Here is a 21,552-nt window from a genome sequence, read left to right on the forward strand (position 1 = left end):
CCTCTTTCTCGGACAGACCAAAGAGCCTGAAGTTCTCAAACCTTAAATAAATTTATAGCGCTAATTCTGCTCGGTCAAGCAGTGTTTCACACCAAACTCGCAGCGTGTTACAGGTGTGACAATTGAGAAAACCCGGCCGAAGCCGGGTTGACATACTCTCTTGCTTAGAAACGCACAGCCGAGTGAATCGGCATGTAGTCCAGCGGACGGTAGCCAACCGGGGTGCCAGAGTTCAGTGCATCGATGATCTGACCGTTGCCAGCGTAGATACCAACGTGAGAAGCGCCACCGTAGTAGACGACGATGTCGCCCGGCTGCAGAGCATTAATAGCCACACGCTGACCGGCGGACGCCTGCGCACCAGAGGTACGTGGGATGGACTTGCCAGCCTGCGCATAAACCCAAGAGGTGAAGCCAGAGCAGTCAAAAGCCTGCGGGCCGGCAGCGCCATACACGTATGGGGAACCAATCTTGGACTTAGCGATATCGACGATGCGCTGGCCCTGCGGCTGCACCGGTGCCGGAACAGCACCCTTCGCAGCAGCGTTGAAATTCACGCCCGGGGCAGCCTTTCCAGCGAGGGAGGGAACCCACTGATCGATACCCGGCACGTTTTCAATACCTGGCACATTTTCAATGCCCGGGACGTCAGCAGAGAGGTTGGTGTTCGGTACACGAACCTCTGCAGCGTCAGCGTTAGCCGGGTTCACGAGGGTGGCGCCGGCAATAACAGCGGATGCAGCAGTAAGACCGCGCTTGGACGCGGACGTGGTCTGGCGGCGATGCTTAGCCACTATGTAACTCCATATCTTCCAGTCGCCTACCGGGTTAGCTGACGGGTTCGGTGCTAGAGGTCACCGCAGGAAACTCCGGCGCCATTCTGGCGCCCCTTGCCTCCCGTTCACCCCAGGGAAGTTCTCGGTTCCCCGGCTTCCTCATGTCATGTGATCAAACATAAGGAACTCGGCTGTATGTATTTACGATGTCTAGGTTTCGCTTGCCGCCTTGTGGCTGCAAGGTCTCAACTAGGTTACGAAATGGACACGAAGAATGTCTAGCGGCGCGCCCGTTATTTTCCCGTTATTTAAATTTCCTCGCAATCACACAACCACACCAGAGATAGCGGCTTCAGGATTTCATTGCGCAACACAACCCTTTACCTGCAGTTACGCAATATATTTCAAAAACTCTCAACACTTAGTTGAGGCACTTTTCCTCAAACAAAATCCTTAGTGTGATTCTAGTCACATGCTAAAGTTTATCGTTCTGTTACATGCGAGAAGCCCCTTTCCCGCTGAAGGGAAAGGGGCCTTGACGAGACAGAACTACTTAACTGTTCTACTTACCAGCGTCACGGTCAGTGGCAGACTTCTCTGCCTCGAGTGCACGCAGTGTCTCAACCTCTTCATAGTGGTTCTTGCGGGCAATCTCGTTGCGACGAGCTGTAATCGCCGGGTCATCGGCCTTGAACACACCGGACGTCTCGGAATCTGCGTAGCCAAGCTCGTTGAGCTGCTTGGGCACGCGTGCACCGCCGTACTCCAGAGGAATCTGGTTCCCGTGCCCATCCACCGGACCAATCGGCTGGTGGACTGCCACGAATGCACCGTTAGGCAAGGTCTGGATCACACCGGTTGCAATACCGTGCTCCAGGACTTCACGGTCGGAACGCTGGAGACCGATGCAAATGCGGTAGGTGATGAAGTATGCCAACGGTGGCAAAACCAACAGACCAATACGGCCAATCCAGGTCATGGCGTTCAGCGAGATCTGGAAATGGTACGCGAAGAGGTCGTTACCACCAGACAACGTGAGCAGCAGGAAGAAAACCAGGCCCATAACGCCGATACCGGTACGAACCGGAACGTCGCGCGGACGCTGCAGCAGGTTATGGTGCTCATCATCGCCGGTGACCTTCTTCTCAATGAAGGGGTAGGCAATCAGGGCGACAACCATGGCGCCTGCGAGCAGAGCCACCCAGAACACACCAGGGATGGTGTAGTTACCAAGGTAGAGCTCCCACGCTGGCATCACACGTGCAGCACCGTCAGTCCAGAGCATGTAGATATCCGGCTGGGAGCCAGCGGAGACCTGGGACGGGTTGTAGGGTCCAATGTTCCAGATGGCGTTAATCGTTGTGACACCAGCCATCAGGGCCAGCACCGCGAAGACGACCATGCCGAAGCCGATTGCCTTAACAGCGAACACCGGCATAATGCGGATGCCCACGACGTTGTTCTCGGTACGACCAGGACCCGGGAACTGGGTGTGCTTCTGGAACCAGACAAGCAGCAGGTGAGCCGCAATGAGAGCCAGGATGATGCCCGGCAGAATCAGCACGTGCAGGATGTAGAAACGATCCAGCATGAGGTCGGACGGGAAGTCGCCACCGAACATTGCCCAGTGCAACCAGGTACCGATGATCGGCAGACCCACGATGATGGCGGACATAATACGGAGGCCAACACCGGACAGCAGGTCGTCGGGCAGGGAGTACCCCATGAAGCCTTCTGCCATACCCAACAGGATCAGGGTGGAACCAATAATCCAGTTAGCCTCACGTGGGCGACGGAATGCACCCGTGAAGAAGATGCGCATCATGTGGGCAAACATCGCCATCATGAACATCAGTGCAGCCCAGTGGTGCATCTGGCGAATGAACAGACCACCGCGCACCTCGAAGGAGATATCCAGGGCAGTTGCGTAGGCGCGAGACATTTCGACGCCATTCAGTGGCAGATAGCCACCTTCGTAGATGACCTTCGTAATGGAAGGGTCGAAGAACAAGGCCAGGTAGACACCGGTCAACAGCAAGATGATGAAGCTGTACAGCGCCATCTCACCAAGCATGAATGACCAGTGGGTCGGGAAGACCTTGTTCAGCTGTGGGCGGAGAACGCCCGCGATTGTGAACCGCGAATCAGCGTTGTCCGCGGCTTTTGCGAGTTTCGTGCTCATTAGGACTTACGCTCCCAGAATGCCGGGCCAACGGGCTCAATGAAGTCCCCGCGGGCGATGAGGTAACCTTCTTCGTCGATGTCGATCGGCAGCTGCGGCAGAGCGCGTGCTGCTGGACCGAACACCGGTTTGCCGTGCTGCAACGCGTCGAACTGCGACTGGTGGCAGGGGCAAAGAATGCGGTTGGTCTGCGCCTCATAGAGAGACGTCGGGCAACCGATGTGGGTACAAATCTTCGAGTACGCGTAGTAGTCACCGTAGTGGAAGTCCTCCTGTCCTTCGCGCTCAATAGCCTTCTCGGCATCGGCGGAACGCAGACGGATCAACATGACAGCATTACGCGGACCGTGCAGCGAGTGCATGTGCTGCTCGTAGACATCGCGCTCGGCGTCGTATTTGTTGCCATCGTTGACGTCTTCCTCGAGGAGCGGGAAAACCGTCTCCATCGAAGCAGCGTCCAAGTCCTCCGGGCGCATACGCACCAGGCGAGAAACGCCTGCAGTGCTGTAGTGGTCACCCTTGCCGGTCTCATGCAGCTCAGCAATAGCGCCGGTATCACGACCGAGGTACAACTTCGCACCATTACGGGCCATGGACCAGCCCTGGGTCCACAGAGTGCCATCGCCGAGGTAGTTCATTTCGTGACGAACGCGCCAAGGATTCTTGATGAGACCACCCATCGGAGCGATGATGGCCAAACCAGCCATCAAACCAGCACCACCAAGCAGACCCTTCATAACCTTGCGGCGGCCCAGGGTAGAAGTCTGCCATGCGTCATTAAGCAGGGCAGTCGTCGTGCGACGATCCAACTCGGAAGAGCGACCATCGTGACGGCGCTGAACTGCGACTTCTTCCGGGATGAACTTCTTTACGTACTGGATGATGGCGAAGCCAAGTCCAGCAAGGGACAGTCCAGCGGTCAGACCCAGCAGCGGGGTGTACAGCGAGAAGAGCAGCAGCCCTTCATCGCCATGGAATTTAGCTTCCCACGGCCAGAACAGGTAGACACCTAAAAAGGCGATACCCATCACAATGGAGATGATCAGCCACGTCATGATGCCAGCAGCAGCACGCTTTTCAGCCGGATCATTCTCAATCGGCCAGCGCTCCTTGCGGTACGCAACCGTCACGTCATCGAGCTCGGTGCCCAGGGCAGCCAGCTCGGCATTGCTCATCTTATCGAGCTCAGCCTTGGTGTAGTTCTTCTTCACTTCATTGCTCATGAGCGCGATCCAATCCACATAGCAGCGGCGCCAACGAGGGTGACACCGATAATCCACATTGCCAGGCCTTCAGCAACCGGGCCGATGCCACCAAGTGCCCAGCCGGACGGGCTCGGGGTTTCCTTAGCGGACTTGATGAAGGCGATGATGTCGCGCTTCTCATCAGCCGTCAGCTGGCGGTCGGAGAACTTGGGCATATTCTGCGGGCCAGTCAGCATAGCCTGGTAAATCTCCTGCTCATTAGCAGGATCCAGAACCGGCGCGTACTTGCCAGAGGACAGTGCTCCACCACGACCGGTGAAGTTGTGGCAGGAGGCACAGTTCAGACGGAAGAGCTCAGAACCACGGGCAACGTCAGCTGCCTGAATCGTGCCGTCGTAGTTCTTGCCGCGGAGTTCCTCCATAGCAATGGAACCATCCTCGTTGTACACGAGCTCCGGGCCACCGCCGTTTGCTGCAACATACGCGGCGATAGCGAGGGTCTGCGCCTCAGTGAAACGCGGCTTCTTACGCTCAGCCTGTGCGTCGTTGGACTTCATCGGCATACGGCCGGAGTTGACCTGGAAGTAAACAGCGCCTTCACCAGTGCCGATAAGCGACGGTCCGCGATCCTTGACACCCTGCAGGTTTGCACCGTGGCAGGTAATGCAGGCGTAATCGTAAAGATCCTTGCCCTCTTGGATCATCGCCTGGTCGTCGCGCTGTGCGGTGGCAACCTGAGCATCCGGAGTCAGGGCTGCGGCCAGAAGGCCGGCACCCGTGAGACCGAAGGTCAGCGCCATGGCGCCAGCAGCGGACCGGCGCAACTTGCGGCGGTTCCGCGCCTTCTTGGGGGTGTTATCCATGTTGATCCCTTAGCGAAAATCGGTGTTCAGTTCAATCACACACAAGGTGCTGTTACTGAACGAGGTAGAGAGTAACGAACACGCCGATCCAAATAACGTCGACGAAGTGCCAGTAGTACGAGGTCACCATGGCCGCAGTTGCCTGCGCCGGGGTGAACTTCGACTTAGCCACGCGGAGCATCACCACGATGAAAGCGATGATGCCGGCAGTCACGTGAGCCATGTGGAAGCCGGTGATGATGTAGAACACGGAGCCATACACGCTCGATTGTGGCGTCACACCGTGCAGAACCATCTCGGTCCACTCAAAAGCGACGAGCCCCAGGAACACCACACCAAGAAGAATGGTTACGGTGAACCACTTGCGAAGTCCAAAGACATCGCCCTTCTCAGCGGCGAACACACCCATCTGAGAGGTCACGGAGGAAGTCACCAGCACAATCGTGATGATGAGTCCGAAGACCACGTTCAGATGGGCAGTCTGGTTAGCCCAATCGCCAGTTTCCATGCCGTTCGCACGCGAGGTGAAGTACATCGCGAAGAGTCCGGCGAAGAACATCAATTCTTGGGCGAGGAACACGATCGTTCCCACGCTGACCATGTTCGGACGGTTCAGCGCAGGAAGACGATCAGGTGAAGTCGCCATACCTGGGTTAGTTGTTGCAGTCGTCACGGGTACCAGTATCTCCCTTTCGAAGCCTAAAGTCACCTTGTTCACCCCCGAGTTTTTCATGTGAACACCGCCGAAAACAACGGAATTTTCTTTCCACATCGAGCGTGCCATCGTCCAACTTTTGATCAAGAAGTTGCTGGCACGAGTTTTTTAAAGCCATCCACGCAGGTCATCGTGCGCCAAAAATTGACTCACATCCCCAGAGACCTTTTTGGCGTTTCGGAGTCTCCCAGAAACACAGTTCCTCAAAAACGAAAGTAGTTCCCAAATGTGACGGGATTCACATTTTTCGCCTGCGGAAACTGTGAATTATGCGAACTTTCGGTTGACCCCTTTTCCCTCCATCTTTGGTTGGGCGCAAGCCTGCAAAATACAGAAACCCCCACACCACATGGGGTGCGGGGGGTCAGCGTTCGCGTTCAGTCCTAGTGCTTTTCGCGGGGGATGCCGTACTGAAGATTCAGCATCGTCGTTGCCCAGATGAGCACAACGGCACCGAGAGCCAGAAGCCACAGCTGCCAGAAAGCGATACCCAGGGCCATGAGACCAACGCCACCAGTCATAGCAGCTGGCCAGATAGAACCCGGAGAGAAGAAGCCAAGGACACCTGCACCGTCCTCAACCTCAGCTTCCTCCCAGTCCTCCGGGAGGATATCGATGCGACGCTCGGTGAAGTGCAGGTAGCCACCAAGCATGAAGGCGAGTGCAGTGGCGAGGATCAGTGCGACACCGCCCGCCCACTCATAACCCGAGAGATAAGCATCGTCACCGATGTAGCTGGTTGCCACTGCGTAGATGACAGCCATGATGACAAAGAAGGTGCCGAGCGCGTAGAAGATCTTTGCTCCAGTTCCCATTTCTTTTCCCTAGCCTCTCTTAGACGTTCTGCACGGCGTTGTTGCCATCGCGGGTGCCGGTGCGGTCAGAGTTGAACGGACGGGTGGACGTTGCGTACGGAGCTTCGCCGATTGCCTCGAGGGCGTCAGCATTGGAGGCCTCCGGGTTCTCGTTACGGAAGCGCATGTACTCGCGGAACTGGTCCGGCGTAACCGCCCGGATCTCAAAATTCATCATTGCGTGGTAGGTACCGCACATCTCAGCACAGCGGCCGACGTATGCGCCCGGCTTCTCAATCTGCTCAATCTGGAAGCTACGCTGCTGCTGGTTGATTTCCGGGTGGACGTAAGCATCGCGCTTGAATAGGAACTCCGGAACCCAGAAAGAGTGAGAGACGTCGCCGGAAGCGAGGCGGAACTCAACCGGAGTCTCGGTCGGCAGAACCAGGACCGGAATCTCTTCGGTGGTACCAATCGTCTCGATCAGGTTGTAACGCAGGAACGACTGGTCACTCATGGAGTGGCCGTGGATCGGGTTTGCGTTAGGGATCGACTCATCGTCGAACTTGGATTCGTCCGCGAGCTTCTGACGCTCAACGTCTTGGCCGTCGTAGTCAGATCCAGTCGGCGACAGCGAGGAACCAACCTGTGCGTAGCCGAACTTCCAGTTCCACTGGTATGCGGTGACGTCAACCGTCACCTCAGGGTTCTTATCCAGGGCAACGACCTTGGTCTGCGCCTGAACGGTATAGAAGAACAGCACCATGACGATGATGATCGGAACGATGGTGAGTCCAAGCTCGAGCGGCACGTTGTACTGCAGCTGCTTCGGGAACTCGCCATACCCCTTCTTCTCACGACGCTTGCCATTCCAGGCAAAGATCGCGTAGATGAAGATCGCCCACATGATGATGCCGATGATCCAAGCTGCGAGCCAGACCCATACCCAGAAGTTGTACATGCTGTGAGCCTCAGGGGTCACCGGGTCCGGGAAACCCATGTCGAGCAACTTCGACATGGAACTCGGCGGTGTAACCTCACAGCCGGTAAGAGCAATGCCAGCCAAAGCCAGAAGGCCGGCAACGCCGAACTTCTTAGCTAGACCGCGGTTTTTTACCGTTTCCACGTGTGTCTGCCTTCCTGTCCACACTGATGAACGCTGTTAAACGCTTTTGAACGCTGTATGCCAGCTAATTAAAGCTGTGAATATCGCCCATGCTGCATGCAATTCCCCGCAATAGGAGCTGCGCGTAGCAAGACAGAATATTCGTACCCCGTCAGAATAGTTGATCGCTCGCTCATGTTTAACCTGCGTCGCACATGGGTCGCCCCCGCAGCCCTCCCCGAATCACACTTTCCGGCACACGTACACGCCCGACATGGACAGATGACACACTTTAAGGACCATTACGTAACCCCGATCACACATACCCAAAACAACATCATCCGGAAGTTGCACCCCTATCGGGGACGGGCTAAAGGTGGTGCGTTCTTCCCCATTCACCTGCCAGGCGCACGGTGATTCCCATGTGTGACTATCCGGCTTCTATTGTTGGGAGAGCTATCCACCTATTTCCCATCACTTCCGTGAGTTAAGGAGCACCCACCCATGTGCGGTCTACTCGCCATGCTGACCAGCAATTCCGATGCGCCTCGCTTTGTCGACGCTGCACAGCGGGCCCTCCCCTGTTTCCGCCACCGAGGCCCGGACGCAGCAGGGACGTGGAATGACGATGATGCAGTTTTTGGCTTTAACCGCCTGGCCATCATTGATCTTGAGCATTCCCACCAGCCGCTGCGCTGGGGCCCGTCCGATAATCCCGAGCGCTACGCGCTGACCTTCAACGGTGAGATCTACAACTATGTGGAGTTACGCGAGGAGCTGTCTAACTACGGTTACACATTCAATACTGAGGGCGACTCCGAAACAATCGTGGTGGGCTACCACCACTGGGGTGTGGATGTAGTCAATCACCTGCGTGGCATGTTCGCCATTGTGATCTGGGATACGCAGGACAAGGTCATGTTCGCCGCGCGTGACCAGTTCGGCATTAAACCTCTCTACTACGCCACTACGGAAGCTGGCACCGTCTTCTCCTCCGAGAAGAAAGCCATCTTGGAAATGGCCCCAGAACTCGGACTGAACCTCGATTTGGACTACCGCGCCATCGAGCATTACGTCGATCTCCAGTACGTCCCAGAGCCTGAAAGCCTGCACTCTGCTATTCGACGCGTCGAGTCCGGCTGCACTGTCACCCTCAAGCCCGGTGGCACTGTCGAGGCGAAGCGCTACTTCGCACCGAAGTTCAACGTCATCCCGGTGAAGTCCGGGGAGGAACAAAAGCTGTTCGACAGGATTGCGGCGGTGTTGGAGGATTCCGTCGAAAAGCACATGCGTGCTGATGTCACTGTGGGCTCTTTCTTGTCCGGCGGTATTGATTCAACGGCAATTGCAACGCTGGCCAAGCGCCATAACCCGAATCTTTTAACCTTCACCACCGGCTTTGAGCGTGAGGGCTACTCCGAGGTCGACGTGGCTGCGGAGTCCGCTGAGGCGATTGGTGTAGAGCACATCGTGAAGATTGTTTCGCCTGAAGAGTATGCCGACGCGATCCCGAAAATCATGTGGTACCTCGACGATCCGGTGGCTGACCCCTCGTTGGTGCCGCTGTACTTCGTGGCGCAGGAGGCCCGTAAGCACGTGAAAGTAGTGCTATCCGGCGAGGGTGCGGACGAACTTTTCGGTGGCTACACCATTTACAAGGAGCCACTTTCCCTCGCACCGTTTGAGAAGCTCCCCTCCCCTCTTTTAAAGGGGCTGAACAAGCTCAGCCAGGTTCTCCCGGAGGGAATGAAGGGCAAGTCCCTACTCGAGCGTGGCACGACTCCGATGGAGACCCGCTACTACGGCAACGCGCGCTCCTTTAATTACCAGCAGCTGGAGCGTGTTCTGCCGTGGGCGAAGCCGGAATGGGATCACCGTGAGGTCACCGCCCCAATCTACGCGGAATCCAAGAATATGGACCCAGTTGCACGCATGCAGCACCTAGACCTGTTCACCTGGATGCGCGGCGACATTCTCGTGAAGGCCGACAAAATCAACATGGCGCACTCCCTTGAATTGCGCGTGCCCTTCCTGGATAAGGAAGTCTTTGCCGTTGCAGAGACCATCCCGGCAGATCTGAAGATCGCCCACGGCACAACGAAGTACGCACTGCGCAAGGCCATGGAGCAGATCGTTCCGCCACACGTCCTCCACCGCAAGAAGCTCGGCTTCCCGGTACCTATGCGCTACTGGCTAGCCGGCGACGAACTGTACGGCTGGGCGCAGCAGACCATCACCGAGTCCCAGACCGAGGAGATCTTCAACAAACCTGCGGTGCTGGAGATGCTCAAGGAGCACCGTGACGGTGTTTCTGACCATTCCCGCCGTCTGTGGACGGTCCTGGCGTTCATGATCTGGCACGGCATTTTTGTCGAGCACCGCATCGATCCGGGCATTGAGCACAAGGACTACCCGGTCCAGCTCTAAGGAGGACCTGCTCATGTGGACCAAGAAACGAGTACTGACTATCATCGTCGCGATGCTCAGTGCGCTGCTCCTCGCAGTGGCTGCCCTGGTATTCGTCTATGGGCCGACGCTCACCGCGATGCTGACGGGCACCGCTCGTTTCGCAGGGACGCAGACGCCGAAGCGGTATAGCACGACGGTGCTCGCGCTCGCCGAACAGGGCATCTACGCCGACTCGGAGGAGTTCGAGGAAGCGAAAGCCCGCGCAAAGGAGGCTGCCAAGCAGGCAGACACGCTTTACGACGTCTATCCCGCCCTGGAGGACGCCGTCAAAGCTGCTGGAGGAAAGCACTCCCGGCTGATTGAGCCTGGTAACCCTAACCTCGGCTGGGCTATCGGGCAGAAGACGGAGCCCGCAGTCAGCGTCGAAGGCGGTGTCGCGGTGGCAACGGTGCCTGGCGTCGATCGGCACTCGGATGTGCAGGGGTACGCAGACACGCTCGCGACAGGCCTAGCTTCCGCACGTGATGGCGGGGCGTGCGGAACGGTCGTTGATCTGCGTGGCAACGATGGGGGCGACATGGGGCCGATGGTCGCTGGACTCTCGTCGCTGTTGCCGGATGGCACGGTGCTCGAGTTCGTATCGCGGACGAACACCAGCCAGGTCACGGTCGAGGGAAACTCGGTGAGCGGCGGGGGCACGCCGCTCACGACAACTGGCGGGAAGTGGGAGGCGCCGGTGGCAGTCTTGGTCGATGGTGACACCGCTTCGTCGGGCGAGGCCACGATGCTGTCGTTCCGGGGACTTGAGCGCTCACAGAGTTTCGGCTCCCCTACCGCGGGCTACGCCTCGGCCAATATGGTGTACGACTTCCCGGATGGCAGCCTGCTGATGCTCACCATCGCGAAGGACAAGGCACGCACTGGTGAGGAGTTCGCTGAAGATCCGGTGCAGCCGGACGTCGAAACCGATGCGTCGTTAGAGCAAGCGAAGCAGTGGCTTGCGACCAAGCACGGCTGCCAATAATCCACGCAGACAAAACACCCCGCACTCCCCTCAATAATGAGGTGGGCGCGGGGTGTTGGCGTCGACAAGCTATTGCTTAGTTGAAGCTGTCGCCGCAGGCGCAAGAACCGCCGGCGTTCGGGTTATCAATCGTGAAGCCCTGCTGCTCAATGGTGTCTGCGAAGTCAATCTTCGCACCAGACAGGTAAGGCACGCTCATCTTGTCCACGACAAGACGTACGCCTCCGACAACGTCGGATTTGTCGCCGTCCAGGTCACGGTCGTCGAAGTACAGCTGATAGCGCAAGCCAGCGCAACCACCAGGCTGGACGGCGATGCGCAAAGACAGGTCATCACGGCCCTCCTGATCAAGCAGCGCCTTTGCCTTTGCTGCTGCAGCCTCAGTGAGCTCTACGCCGGTGGCGGAAGTCGGTGCAGTCATGGATCGTCTCTCCTTAGCCTTTATCGTGTTGGGTCCCGAGCCTACGCTGGCTTCCAGCCCGGATGCTAGTCCACCCTAACTTGTCCAGGTGAGACCCCTTTGTACCCCATAACGCATCTGCCCTTGCCCCATATTCCCAACCGGGTGAAATGATTTTGTAGCCTAGAGAGCGTGAAACTCCCCTGGCAAAAATCTGATGCGCCCAAAGCCCCCGCAAGCACTAACTCTTCTACTGCTGAGCCCACCACAGCTAGCGAGCCGGAGAAGAAGCTGCCGAAGGGCTACACCCCACCGAAGGGGCGACCGACTCCGAAGCGCCATGAGCAGGAGATTAAGCGTGGCGTCGTGCGTGATCCGAATGCAATGAGCCGGGCTCAAGCTGCTCAGAAACGCAAGGAAATGAAAGCTTCCATGTCCAAAGAGGAGTGGAAGGAATACAAGAAGCAGGAACGCGCTGAGCGTCGTGCTCAGAATAGGGACATCCAGGCGAAGATGGATGCTGGCGATGAGCGCTACTTGCTCGACCGCGACAAGGGCGAGGTCCGCCGCTATGTACGTGACTGGGTTGATTCCAGGCGTTTCCTGTCCAACTTTGTCATGCCGGGCGCGCTTGTCCTCCTGGTAATCATGCTGTTGGGCCAGTTCTTCCCAGATGTCGCTGCGGTGTTGTCTGTGGCTGCGATGGTGTTCATCCTGGCCACGTTCGCGGAAGGCATCTTCATTGGCAAGCGCGCAAACAAGGCGGTGCGCGCCAGGTTCCCGGATTCCACAGAGACTGGTTTCGGCTTGGGTATGTATGCTTTCTCGCGCGCTTTCCAGCCGCGTAACTGGCGTACGCCGAAACCGCAGGTTGCTATCGGCGACAACGTCTAGGACCCACCGTGCGTTTCACTGACGGCTTCACTTTTCCTCCGGTCCCCTCCCCTGACCTGTCCGCGCAGGCTCAGGCGAGGGAGGCGATGACGCTCAACCCGCGGGCCGCGTCGTTTGGGCGTTTGGCCAGTATCGGTGCGTGGATGGCTGGGTGTCAGGGTGAGGCTCCTCCACGCCCAATCACAACGTCACGTGTCATCATTTTCGCGGGTGATCACGGTGTCGCCGAGCGCGGTGTTTCGGCATTCACGCCGGAAGCGTCCATCGTCCAGGCACAGGAGATCAGCTCCGGTGCGGCCCCCGTCAACACGTTGGCGCAGCGCGTAGACGCTTCCGTGCACCTCGTTGATGTGAGCCTGAAGCATGATGCCGCTGCCATTCGCGCTGGTTCCGGCCAGATTGATGTCGCCGATGCCATGACGCAAGAAGAGTTCTTCGCCGCCTCTGAGCTCGGTGCCGCCACGGCGGATCGGGAGATTGACTCTGGAGTTGACCTGTTAGTCGCCGGTGACCTCGGCGTGGCTAACACGACGGTGGCGGCCGCCGTTCTGGGCACGCTCACATTCACCGAACCAGTTGTCGCGGTGGGGCGTGGCAGCGGAATCAATGATGAAGTGTGGAAGGTCAAGGTGTCCGCGGTGCGCGATGCGATGTTCCGCGCGCGCGGTTTCCACAATGATGTTGCCCGCGTTCTGCAGGCTATTTCCGCGCCAGATTTCGTTGCGCTGACCGCATTCATTGTGCAGTGCGCGGTGCGGCGTACGCCCGTGCTTATCGACGGCGCCTATACCGCCCTCGCCGCCTACGTCGCCGAGCGCGTCGCCCCAGGCACCAAGCAGTGGCTTATAGCGGGACAGGCCAGTCCCGAACCGTGTACCACTATTTGTCTGCAAGCACTGGACCTCACACCGGTGGCCACACTCAACATGTCCACCGGCCAAGGTGCAGGTGCTGCGGCCGTTCTGCCGCTGATCATCTCTGCCGTTGAGTTGGTCGGCGATGAGATGCGCAGCCAAACCGCCTAGCCATGCTGACTAGATTTAGTTAGAAGGAACGAGGGTGTGCAGCCACCCGTGGGTGTCTTCGAACTCACCACGCTGGATAGACGTCAGGCGCTCACGCATCTTCATGGTGATGTTCCCTGCCTCGTTGCCGTTGATGGTGAAGTCAACGTTATTGCCCACAACGTGCCCAACCGGGGTGACCACCGCAGCGGTACCGCACGCCATGGTTTCGGTCATAGCGCCGGAGGCAACATCGTTTTTCCAGTCCTCAACAGAAATGCGGGCTTCTTCGGTGGCGTAACCAAGATCCTTCGCAACCTGAAGTAGCGACTGACGAGTAATGCCTGGCAGCAGAGAGCCGGACAGAGCCGGGGTGACCACCTTGGCGTCATCGCCGGAGCCGTAGACGAACATGAGGTTCATGCCGCCCATTTCCTCAATATATTTGCGGTCAATCGCATCGAGCCACACAACTTGGTCGCAGCCCTTGTCTTCCGCCTGCGCCTGAGCAAGCAGTGATGCTGCGTAATTACCAGCGAACTTGGCAGCACCGGTTCCTCCCGGCGCGGCACGAACATAATCTTCACTGATCCACACCTTGACGGGACTCACACCACCGGAGAAATAAGCACCGGCGGGCGAAGCAATGAGGATGTAGGTGTAGCTGTCCGACGGGTGTACACCCAGACCGACCTGCGTGGAGATCATAAAGGGACGCAGGTACAGCGATGCTTCCCCACCTGCAGCGGGCACCCAGTCCTGGTCGATGTCCACGAGCTGACGCAGGGATTCAATAAACACATCCTCCGGCAGCTCCGGCATGGCCAAGCGCTCTGCAGACCTCTGCATGCGCTGAGCATTCTGCTCCGGGCGGAAGGTCACAATGGCGCCGTCGGCATGGCGGTAAGCCTTCAGGCCTTCAAAGATGGCCTGGCCGTAGTGCAACACCATGCTGGCCGGATCAAAAGAAAGGTTTTCATAGGGGCGGACCTGTGCGTTGTGCCAGCCCTTGTCTTGGGTCCAGTCAATGCTGACCATGTGGTCGGTGAACTGCCTACCAAACGCAGGGTTGGCAAGGATAGCGGCGCGCTCTTCAGCGGTGGCCGGGTTTTCATTCTTCGTCACGGTGAAATCCAGCTGTGTCATGCCTTTGAAGCATACTCCGCGGGTGAACACGGTCACCGTCAGTAGTATCGGGGCGAAGAAGAAAGACCTTTATAACAAGGAGGATCTAGCACCCCATGGCTGTTTTGCCCCATTTCATTGACGTTCTGCCCTCGCACGGCCGTCTTGCCCAGATCGAGTTTGCTATCGACGTTCCCGAGGACGCCGCACGCATCATCCCGGTGTCATCCGGCGAGGGTCTAGAACTGCCGGTTTCTCAGCTGACCAAGGAGGGTCTCCTTGAGGCCTTAGAGGCTCTTGGTGCGAAAGGTTCCGCGGGTGAAGTAACCAAGGTTGTGGTGGACGGCACCCTGTTCATTGCCGTGGGACTGGGTGATAATGATGGGTCTCATTCCACCGACACTGCTGTGCGGCGCGCGATGGGTGCTGCTGCACGTGCGCTCAAGGGAACCGAGCGCGCCGTCGTTAGTGCTGATTTTGGTGTGCGCCCCGTCGTGGAAGGCCTCCTGCTCGGCGGATACGCCTATGACGGGTTGAAGAAGAACGAGGAGAAGGATGAATCCTCCCTCATCACCGTCGTGGGCAAAGAAGATAACCACGCTGAGTTCGACGCTGCAGTGAGCATCTGCCATGCGGTGACACTTGCTCGTGATTTGGTCAACACCCCCTCCAATCTGCTCTACCCCTCCAATTACGCGGAACTCGCGCGCACCGTTGGTGAGGCATCCGGCCTGACGGTAGAAGTCCTCGACGAGAAAGAACTGGAGGCGAAGGGTTTCGGCGGCATCACGGCCGTAGGCCAGGGCTCTGAGAACCCACCGCGCTTGGTGCACCTCACCTGGGCGCCGGAGAGTGCTACGACGTCTGTGGCGCTCGTCGGCAAAGGCATCACTTTTGATACCGGCGGTATTTCCTTGAAGCCGGCTTCCGGCATGGAGCAGATGGTCATGGACATGGGCGGATCTGCTGCTGTATTAGCCGCAACGTGTGCTGCCGCTGCGCTGAATATTCCGGTCCGCATTGATGCGTGGATGGCCATGGCGGAGAACATGCCGTCTGGATCCGCCCAGCGCCCCGGCGATGTGATTACCCATTACGGGGGGATCACCAGCGAAGTGATCAATACCGATGCGGAGGGCCGTTTGGTTCTGGCTGATGCCATTGCACGCGCTAGCGAGTACAACCCGGACTATCTCATTGAAACATCCACGCTCACCGGCGCACAGATGGTGGCCCTGGGTAAGCGCACCTTCGGTGTCATGGGTTCGGATGACCTGCGTGATGCTATCGCAGAAACTGCCCGTGAACTGGACGAGCCGGGCTGGGCCATGCCGATGTTGGAGGAGCACGATGAGGAGATCAAGTCCGCCGTCGCTGACATCAAGAACACCAACGCGGACCGCTTTGGCGGCATGGAATTCGCCGCAACATACCTAGCCAAGTTCGTGGGTGAAGGTATCCAGTGGGCGCATATCGACGTTGCCAGCCCAGCCTGGAACACCGGTGGCGCCCACGGGTACACACCGTCCCGCGCAACGGGTGTTCCGGTGCGCACCATCGTGGATACGCTCACACAGCTGGCTGAAAAATAACTATCTAAACCACTACAGGTTGGGGTCTTCGCCGCGCTCAAACTTAGCGCGGCGTTCCCTTTGCTCAGCGCGTTTACGCAGGATGCGTTCCTGTTCAATGCGTTTGCGCATGCGGTCGGGGTAGCCGGTCTCCTCGACGTCGTAAAGCGGAATACCCAGCAACTTGCCCACCGCATCAATCCCCTTCGGACCCCCAATTTTGCGGCGCGTGTACTCCCCATTTTCAGCGACGAGAACAACAGACATCTCGTTAACCATCGTCTCTGGCTCCACAAACCCCTCCACGAAGCCTTTATCCGCCACCCATTCCTTCAAGTACTGGGCGTCGTGCGGGCGCACGGTCTCCCCCGGACCGCGCGGCGGCTTGAAGGCAGAGGGCTTCTTGCGGGAGCCAAAGAGATTGAACACGCACCACATCTTATGTCACGTGATTCCTAACCCCTCACTAGTCGAACGCGAAAACAGCGAAGCGGGTACGCTAGGTGCGGATAAACGTCTGCAAAGTTGTAGAGGAGACTTAAACATAATGGCTCACTCAGTTGAGATGCCCGAACTGGGCGAATCCGTCACCGAAGGCACCATCACCACCTGGCTGAAGTCTGTTGGTGACACCGTCGAGGTCGACGAACCGCTGCTCGAGGTCTCCACCGATAAGGTCGACACGGAAATTCCCTCCCCTGTATCGGGTGTTCTGCTTGAAATTAAGGCTGAAGAAGATGACACCGTTGAAGTGGGTGACGTCATCGCTATCGTGGGAGACGCGGATGAGAAGCCTTCCTCCGATGACTCCGGCGATTCCGCCAAATCCGACGAACCTGCTGAGGAAGCACCGAAGCAGGAAGCACCGAAGGTAGAAGAGAAGCCTGCGGCTGGTTCCGGCGACGCTACCGATGTGGAGATGCCGGAACTCGGCGAATCCGCGGCGCAGTCATCGCCCGCATCGGCGACGCCAACGCAGCACCCGCCAAGGAAAAGCCGAAGTCAGACGAGCCCAAGACCGAAAAGCCTGCCGAGGCAGAGGAACCCAAGCAGGAAGAGAAGCCTGCGGCTGGTTCCGGCGACGCTACCGATGTGGAGATGCCGGAACTCGGCGAATCCGTCACCGAAGGCACCATCACCACCTGGCTGAAGTCTGTCGGTGACACCGTCGAGGTCGACGAACCACTGCTCGAAGTCTCCACCGACAAGGTCGACACCGAAATCCCCTCCCCGGTCGCAGGCACCCTCGTGGAAATCCTCGCCGAGGAGGACGACACCATCGAAGTCGGCGCAGTCATCGCCCGCATCGGCGACGCCAACGCAGCACCCGCCAAGGAAAAGCCGAAGTCAGACGAGCCCAAGACCGAAAAGCCTGCCGAGGCAGAACCGAAGGCAGAGGAACCGAAGGAAGAGGAACCGAAGGAAGAAGCTCCGAAGCAGGAAGAGAAGCCTGCCGAGGCACCAAAGACTGAGGCACCGAAGACTGTGGACAACGGCGGCAAGGTTCCGTACGTCACCCCGCTAGTGCGCAAGCTCGCCGAAAAGCACGATGTTGATCTGAACAGCATCGAGGGCACCGGTGTTGGCGGACGCATCCGTAAACAGGATGTCATCGCTGCTGCTGAGGGTGGCGCTACCGCTGCACCTGGTGCAGCTGAGCAGAAGCCGTCCGGCCCGCGTGCACGTTGGTCCACCAAGTCCGTGGATGCAGCTAAGGCTGAGCTCATTGGCACCACGCAGAAGGTGAACCGTATCCGTGAGATCACGGCCACGAAGATGGTCGAGTCGCTGCAGACCACTGCACAGCTCACCCATGTTCAGGAGGCAGACGTTACTCGCGTGGCGGAGCTGCGGAAGAGTGTGAAGCCTGCCTTCGTCGATAAGCACGGCGTGAACATCACCTACCTGCACTTCTTCGTGAAGGCGACGGCTGAGGCACTGGTGCAGCACCCGAATGTCAACGCGTCCTACAACGCGGAGACCAAGGAGATCACCTACCACGACACGGTCAACATTGGCATCGCTGTGGATACCCCGCAGGGCCTGCTGGTTCCGGTGCTGAAGAATGTTCAGGACATGTCCCTGGCTGATATTGCCAAGGGCATTGCGGATCTGGCTGAGCGTGCTCGTAACAAGAAGCTGCGTCCGTCTGACCTGGCCGGCGCAACCTTTACGGTGTCCAATATTGGCTCTGAGGGTGCCCTGCTGGATACCCCGATCCTCACCCCACCGCAGGCCGGCATCCTGGGCACCGCCGCTATTCAGAAGCGCCCAGTGATTGTGACGGAGGAGGGCATCGACTCGATTGCTATCCGCCAGATGTGCTACCTGCCGTTCACCTACGACCACCAGTTGGTTGATGGTGCGGATGCGGGTCGCTTCGTGTCCACCATCGTGGACCGCATCGAGGTGGGCGACTTCGAGGACGATCTAGACCTCTAAAACCACCAGATAAGGTGCCGGTTCCCTGCGCTTGGGAGCCGGCATTTTCTATGTTCTGTACTCCTTGGACATTCTCCGCACGCTCGTCGGTGAGAATCTCTACACTTGTTCAGTGATCGCAACTAACTAAATGCAAGGAGTGCAGTCAGCGTGGATTACATCTCTCGCCATATCGGTCCGACTGATAGCGAACGCGCAAAGATGCTCGAGACCGTTGGGTACGGCTCGATTCAGGAGCTTGTCGACGCAGCGATGCCAGCAGGGATTCTTGCCAAACAGTCTTTGAACCTTCCGTCGGCTCTGACGGAGAAGGAAGCACAGAACCGCCTGCGTGAGCTGGCTGCGAAGAACACGGTGTTGCGTGCTTTCCATGGCCAGGGTTATTCCTCCACCGTGACTCCGCCAGTGATTCGCCGCGGTGTGGTGGAAGATGCTGGTTGGTACACGGCTTACACGCCGTACCAGCCGGAAATTTCCCAGGGCCGCCTGGAAGCATTGCTAAATTTCCAGACGATGGTGCAGGACCTGACTGGTTTGCCGATGGCGAATGCTTCGCTGCTGGATGAGGCTTCCGCAGTGGCTGAAGCCATTGGCCTCATGGCACGTGCGGTAAAGAAAGGGAGCCGTGTCCTGCTGGATTCCCGCCTGCACCCGCAGGTGATCAATGTTGCTGCGGAACGTGCCCGCGCTTTGGACCTTGAAGTTGAGGTCACCGCTTTGGATTCCAATCTCGTAGGCGAAGACTTTGTTGGAGTTGTGATTGCCTACCCGGGCACGGAGGGCGATATTTCTGATCCGCGCCCGGTGATCGAGGCGATTCACTCCCGTGGTGGTCTGGCTACCGTTGTGGCTGATCCGTTGGCACTGCTTCTGCTGGAAGCACCGGGCACGATGGGTGCGGACATTGCTGTGGGCACTACGCAGCGTTTCGGTGTGCCGTTGTTCTACGGTGGCCCGCACGCCGCATACATGGCGGTGACAGACAAGCTGAAGCGCCAGATGCCGGGCCGCCTGGTGGGCGTGTCCGTGGATGCGGAGGGTTACCCGGCCTACCGCCTCTCACTGCAAACCCGTGAGCAGCACATTCGCCGAGAGAAGGCGACATCCAATATTTGTACCGCCCAGGCGCTGCTCGCCGTGACAGCCTCCATGTACGCCGTGTACCACGGCCCCGCTGGACTCAAGGAGATCGCGGAAACGGTGCATGAGTGGGCTGGGCGCTTTGCGGCGTCGATAAGCGCAGGCGGCCTTGATGTGAAGCACGAGAAATTCTTCGACACAGTGGCTGTCTCTGTGCCTGGCCGTGCTCAGCAGATCGTGGACGAGCTGGCTGAAAACGGCTACCTGGTGCGCGCGATTGATGCGGATACCGTCGGCGTGAGCTTCGGTGAAGACACCGATGAGGCTGACCTGGTGGCGCTGCTCGCTGGCTTTGGTATCACGGATGCGCCGGCTTCTGAGGCTGAATCGCACCTGCCACAGGAGCTGGCGCGCACCACGGATCTGCTCACGCACGAGGTGTTCAACACCCACCACTCCGAGACAATGATGATGCGCTACATCCGCGCACTCGGCGACAAGGATCTGGCGCTGGATCGCACGATGATCCCACTGGGTTCGTGCACGATGAAGCTCAACCCAACGGCAGGTCTAGAAGCCATCACCTGGCCGGGCTTTGCCAATGTTCACCCGTTCACGCCGGACAAGTACACGGAGGGCTGGCGTGAGCTTATTAGCGAGCTGACCGGCTGGCTCGTGGAAATCACCGGCTACGACGCAGTGTCTGTGCAGCCGAATTCCGGCGCAACGGGCGAGCTCGCTGGTCTGCTGGCTATGCGCCGCTACCACGTGGCTAATGGTGATACGGAGCGCGATATCTGCCTCATCCCGGCTTCTGCGCATGGCACGAACGCCGCATCTGCAACGCTGGCAAACCTGCGCGTGGTGGTTGTGGCGACCGCCCCAGATGGCTCCATTGACATGGAGGATCTGGACAAGAAGCTCGAGCAGTACGGTGACCACGTTGCTGCCATCATGATCACGTACCCATCTACGCACGGCGTGTACGAGGACACGGTGAAGGAAGTGGCGGACAAAGTCCACGCTGTTGGCGGCCAGGTCTACATCGATGGCGCGAACATGAACGCCCTGACCGGTCTTGCCCGTCCTGGTGATTTCGGCGGTGACTGCAGCCACCTGAACTTGCACAAGACCTTCACCATCCCGCACGGCGGTGGCGGCCCGGGCGTTGGCCCGATTGGTGTGGGCGCGCACTTGACCCCGTTCCTGCCCGCTGACCCGCAGGCAGTGGATGGCAGCAACGCAGCCGATGAAGCACCGCAGGGCGCTGGTGTGCCGATCGCGGCAACCACCTACGGTTCCGCCGGTGTGCTCCCGATTTCCTGGGCCTACATTGCTATGTCCGGTGCAGATGGCTTGGCTTCAGCAACCCGCAACGCCATCCTCAACGCCAACTACGTTGCACATGAGCTCAATGATTCCTTCCCGGTCCTCTACACGGGAAACGCTGGCCTGGTGGGCCACGAGTGCATCATTGATCTGCGCGAGATCACCGATCAATCCGGCGTAACTGCTGCTGATGTGGCTAAGCGCCTGGTGGACTACGGCTTCCACGCCCCCACACTGGCATTCCCGGTGGCCGGCACCCTCATGATCGAGCCGACTGAGTCCGAGGATCTGGCCGAACTGGATCGCTTCATCGCCGCAATGCGCTCTATCCGCGCGGAGATCCAGGAGATCATCGACGGCAAGGTTGCCTACGAAAACTCCGTGGTCCACCATGCACCGTTCACCGCACGCAGCCTCATCGCCGGTGAATGGGGCTACGAGTTCAGCCGCCAGAAGGCCGCCTACCCGGTGGATACGTTGCTGACCACGAAGTATTTCCCGCCGGTGCGCCGTATCGACGAGGCCTATGGCGACCGCAACCTCGTGTGTGCCTGCCCACCACCAGAGGCCTTTGACATCGAGCAGTCCGAAGGCTAAACACCACTGCCCAACACGAATTACAAGAAGGAGTAAC

The 21,552-nt window shown here is 58.5% G+C and carries 16 protein-coding genes, 1 pseudogene and 1 riboswitch; of the genes and pseudogenes, 7 read left to right on the forward strand and 10 right to left on the reverse strand.

The annotated features are described in order from the left end of the window. Positions 1-164: 164 nt before the first annotated feature. The 7 genes from HMPREF2129_RS01125 to ctaC form a co-directional block, all read right to left on the reverse strand. The gene (locus HMPREF2129_RS01125) at positions 165-794 is read right to left on the reverse strand and encodes a C40 family peptidase (protein ID WP_034661913.1); all 630 of its coding nucleotides are present in this window, start codon (positions 792-794) and stop codon (positions 165-167) included. 8 nt (positions 795-802) lie between these two features. Continuing rightward, a riboswitch (cyclic di-AMP (ydaO/yuaA leader) is annotated at positions 803-979 on the reverse strand. Between the two features lie 359 nt (positions 980-1,338). Continuing rightward, on the reverse strand, positions 1,339-2,958 hold the full coding sequence (gene qcrB, locus HMPREF2129_RS01130; RefSeq protein ID WP_034661916.1) for a cytochrome bc1 complex cytochrome b subunit: 1,620 nt from the start codon (positions 2,956-2,958) through the stop codon (positions 1,339-1,341). Beyond that, positions 2,958-4,181 carry a cytochrome bc1 complex Rieske iron-sulfur subunit gene (gene qcrA / locus HMPREF2129_RS01135; RefSeq protein WP_034661918.1) on the reverse strand — a complete coding sequence of 408 codons (1,224 nt, stop codon included), beginning with the start codon at positions 4,179-4,181 and terminating at the stop codon, positions 2,958-2,960. Before qcrA ends, qcrB begins: the two co-directional genes overlap by 1 nt. Further along, positions 4,178-5,026, reverse strand: a complete 849-nt coding sequence (gene qcrC, locus HMPREF2129_RS01140) for a cytochrome bc1 complex diheme cytochrome c subunit (protein ID WP_034661921.1) — start codon at positions 5,024-5,026, stop codon at positions 4,178-4,180. The genes qcrA and qcrC overlap by 4 nt, the downstream gene beginning before the upstream one ends. A 52-nt stretch (positions 5,027-5,078) precedes the next feature. Next, positions 5,079-5,699 (reverse strand): aa3-type cytochrome oxidase subunit III, encoded by a 621-nt coding sequence (ctaE, locus tag HMPREF2129_RS01145; protein WP_180969879.1) that lies wholly within the window; start codon positions 5,697-5,699, stop codon positions 5,079-5,081. 425 nt (positions 5,700-6,124) lie between these two features. Beyond that, on the reverse strand, positions 6,125-6,556 hold the full coding sequence (gene ctaF / locus HMPREF2129_RS01150; RefSeq protein WP_034661924.1) for an aa3-type cytochrome oxidase subunit IV: 432 nt from the start codon (positions 6,554-6,556) through the stop codon (positions 6,125-6,127). Between the two features lie 19 nt (positions 6,557-6,575). After that, positions 6,576-7,661 (reverse strand): aa3-type cytochrome oxidase subunit II, encoded by a 1,086-nt coding sequence (gene ctaC, locus HMPREF2129_RS01155; RefSeq protein ID WP_034661926.1) that lies wholly within the window; start codon positions 7,659-7,661, stop codon positions 6,576-6,578. 483 nt (positions 7,662-8,144) lie between these two features. Here ctaC and asnB point away from each other — a divergent pair, with 483 nt between their 5' ends. Next, positions 8,145-10,067: an asparagine synthase (glutamine-hydrolyzing) gene (asnB, locus tag HMPREF2129_RS01160; RefSeq protein WP_034661929.1), complete on the forward strand. Its 1,923-nt coding sequence runs from the start codon at positions 8,145-8,147 to the stop codon at positions 10,065-10,067. A gap of 13 nt (positions 10,068-10,080) precedes the next feature. Continuing rightward, on the forward strand, positions 10,081-11,073 hold the full coding sequence (locus HMPREF2129_RS01165) for a S41 family peptidase (RefSeq protein WP_180969880.1): 993 nt from the start codon (positions 10,081-10,083) through the stop codon (positions 11,071-11,073). A gap of 76 nt (positions 11,074-11,149) precedes the next feature. Here the strand turns inward: HMPREF2129_RS01165 and HMPREF2129_RS01170 are convergent, their stop codons facing one another. Beyond that, complete coding sequence (locus HMPREF2129_RS01170) at positions 11,150-11,494, reverse strand: HesB/IscA family protein (protein ID WP_034661932.1); 345 nt, start codon at positions 11,492-11,494, stop codon at positions 11,150-11,152. 171 nt (positions 11,495-11,665) lie between these two features. On the opposite strand from HMPREF2129_RS01170, the gene HMPREF2129_RS01175 reads away from it, so the two are divergent. Together HMPREF2129_RS01175 and HMPREF2129_RS01180 are read left to right on the forward strand one after the other, a co-directional pair. Then, positions 11,666-12,367 (forward strand): DUF3043 domain-containing protein, encoded by a 702-nt coding sequence (locus HMPREF2129_RS01175; protein ID WP_034661935.1) that lies wholly within the window; start codon positions 11,666-11,668, stop codon positions 12,365-12,367. Positions 12,368-12,375: 8 nt separating this feature from the next. After that, complete coding sequence (locus HMPREF2129_RS01180) at positions 12,376-13,392, forward strand: nicotinate-nucleotide--dimethylbenzimidazole phosphoribosyltransferase (RefSeq protein ID WP_034661938.1); 1,017 nt, start codon at positions 12,376-12,378, stop codon at positions 13,390-13,392. A 15-nt stretch (positions 13,393-13,407) separates the two neighbouring features. Here the strand turns inward: HMPREF2129_RS01180 and HMPREF2129_RS01185 are convergent, their stop codons facing one another. Then, complete coding sequence (locus HMPREF2129_RS01185; protein WP_034662064.1) at positions 13,408-14,517, reverse strand: branched-chain amino acid aminotransferase; 1,110 nt, start codon at positions 14,515-14,517, stop codon at positions 13,408-13,410. A gap of 95 nt (positions 14,518-14,612) precedes the next feature. Here HMPREF2129_RS01185 and HMPREF2129_RS01190 point away from each other — a divergent pair, with 95 nt between their 5' ends. Continuing rightward, the gene (locus tag HMPREF2129_RS01190; protein ID WP_034661941.1) at positions 14,613-16,088 is read left to right on the forward strand and encodes a leucyl aminopeptidase; all 1,476 of its coding nucleotides are present in this window, start codon (positions 14,613-14,615) and stop codon (positions 16,086-16,088) included. 12 nt (positions 16,089-16,100) lie between these two features. Here the strand turns inward: HMPREF2129_RS01190 and HMPREF2129_RS01195 are convergent, their stop codons facing one another. Continuing rightward, positions 16,101-16,496, reverse strand: coding sequence for a hypothetical protein (locus tag HMPREF2129_RS01195; RefSeq protein WP_034662065.1), 396 nt, complete (start codon positions 16,494-16,496; stop codon positions 16,101-16,103). 118 nt (positions 16,497-16,614) lie between these two features. Between HMPREF2129_RS01195 and sucB the strand changes: the two are divergent. Both sucB and gcvP read left to right on the forward strand, forming a co-directional pair. Beyond that, positions 16,615-18,509 (forward strand): annotated as a pseudogene (gene sucB, locus HMPREF2129_RS01200) (2-oxoglutarate dehydrogenase, E2 component, dihydrolipoamide succinyltransferase). A 150-nt stretch (positions 18,510-18,659) separates the two neighbouring features. After that, complete coding sequence (gene gcvP, locus HMPREF2129_RS01205) at positions 18,660-21,515, forward strand: aminomethyl-transferring glycine dehydrogenase (RefSeq protein WP_034661944.1); 2,856 nt, start codon at positions 18,660-18,662, stop codon at positions 21,513-21,515. The last annotated feature ends 37 nt before the right edge of the window (positions 21,516-21,552 follow it).

It is taken from the genome of Corynebacterium tuscaniense DNF00037 (assembly GCF_000759055.1).
In the GTDB taxonomy this organism is placed as follows: domain Bacteria; phylum Actinomycetota; class Actinomycetes; order Mycobacteriales; family Mycobacteriaceae; genus Corynebacterium; species Corynebacterium tuscaniense.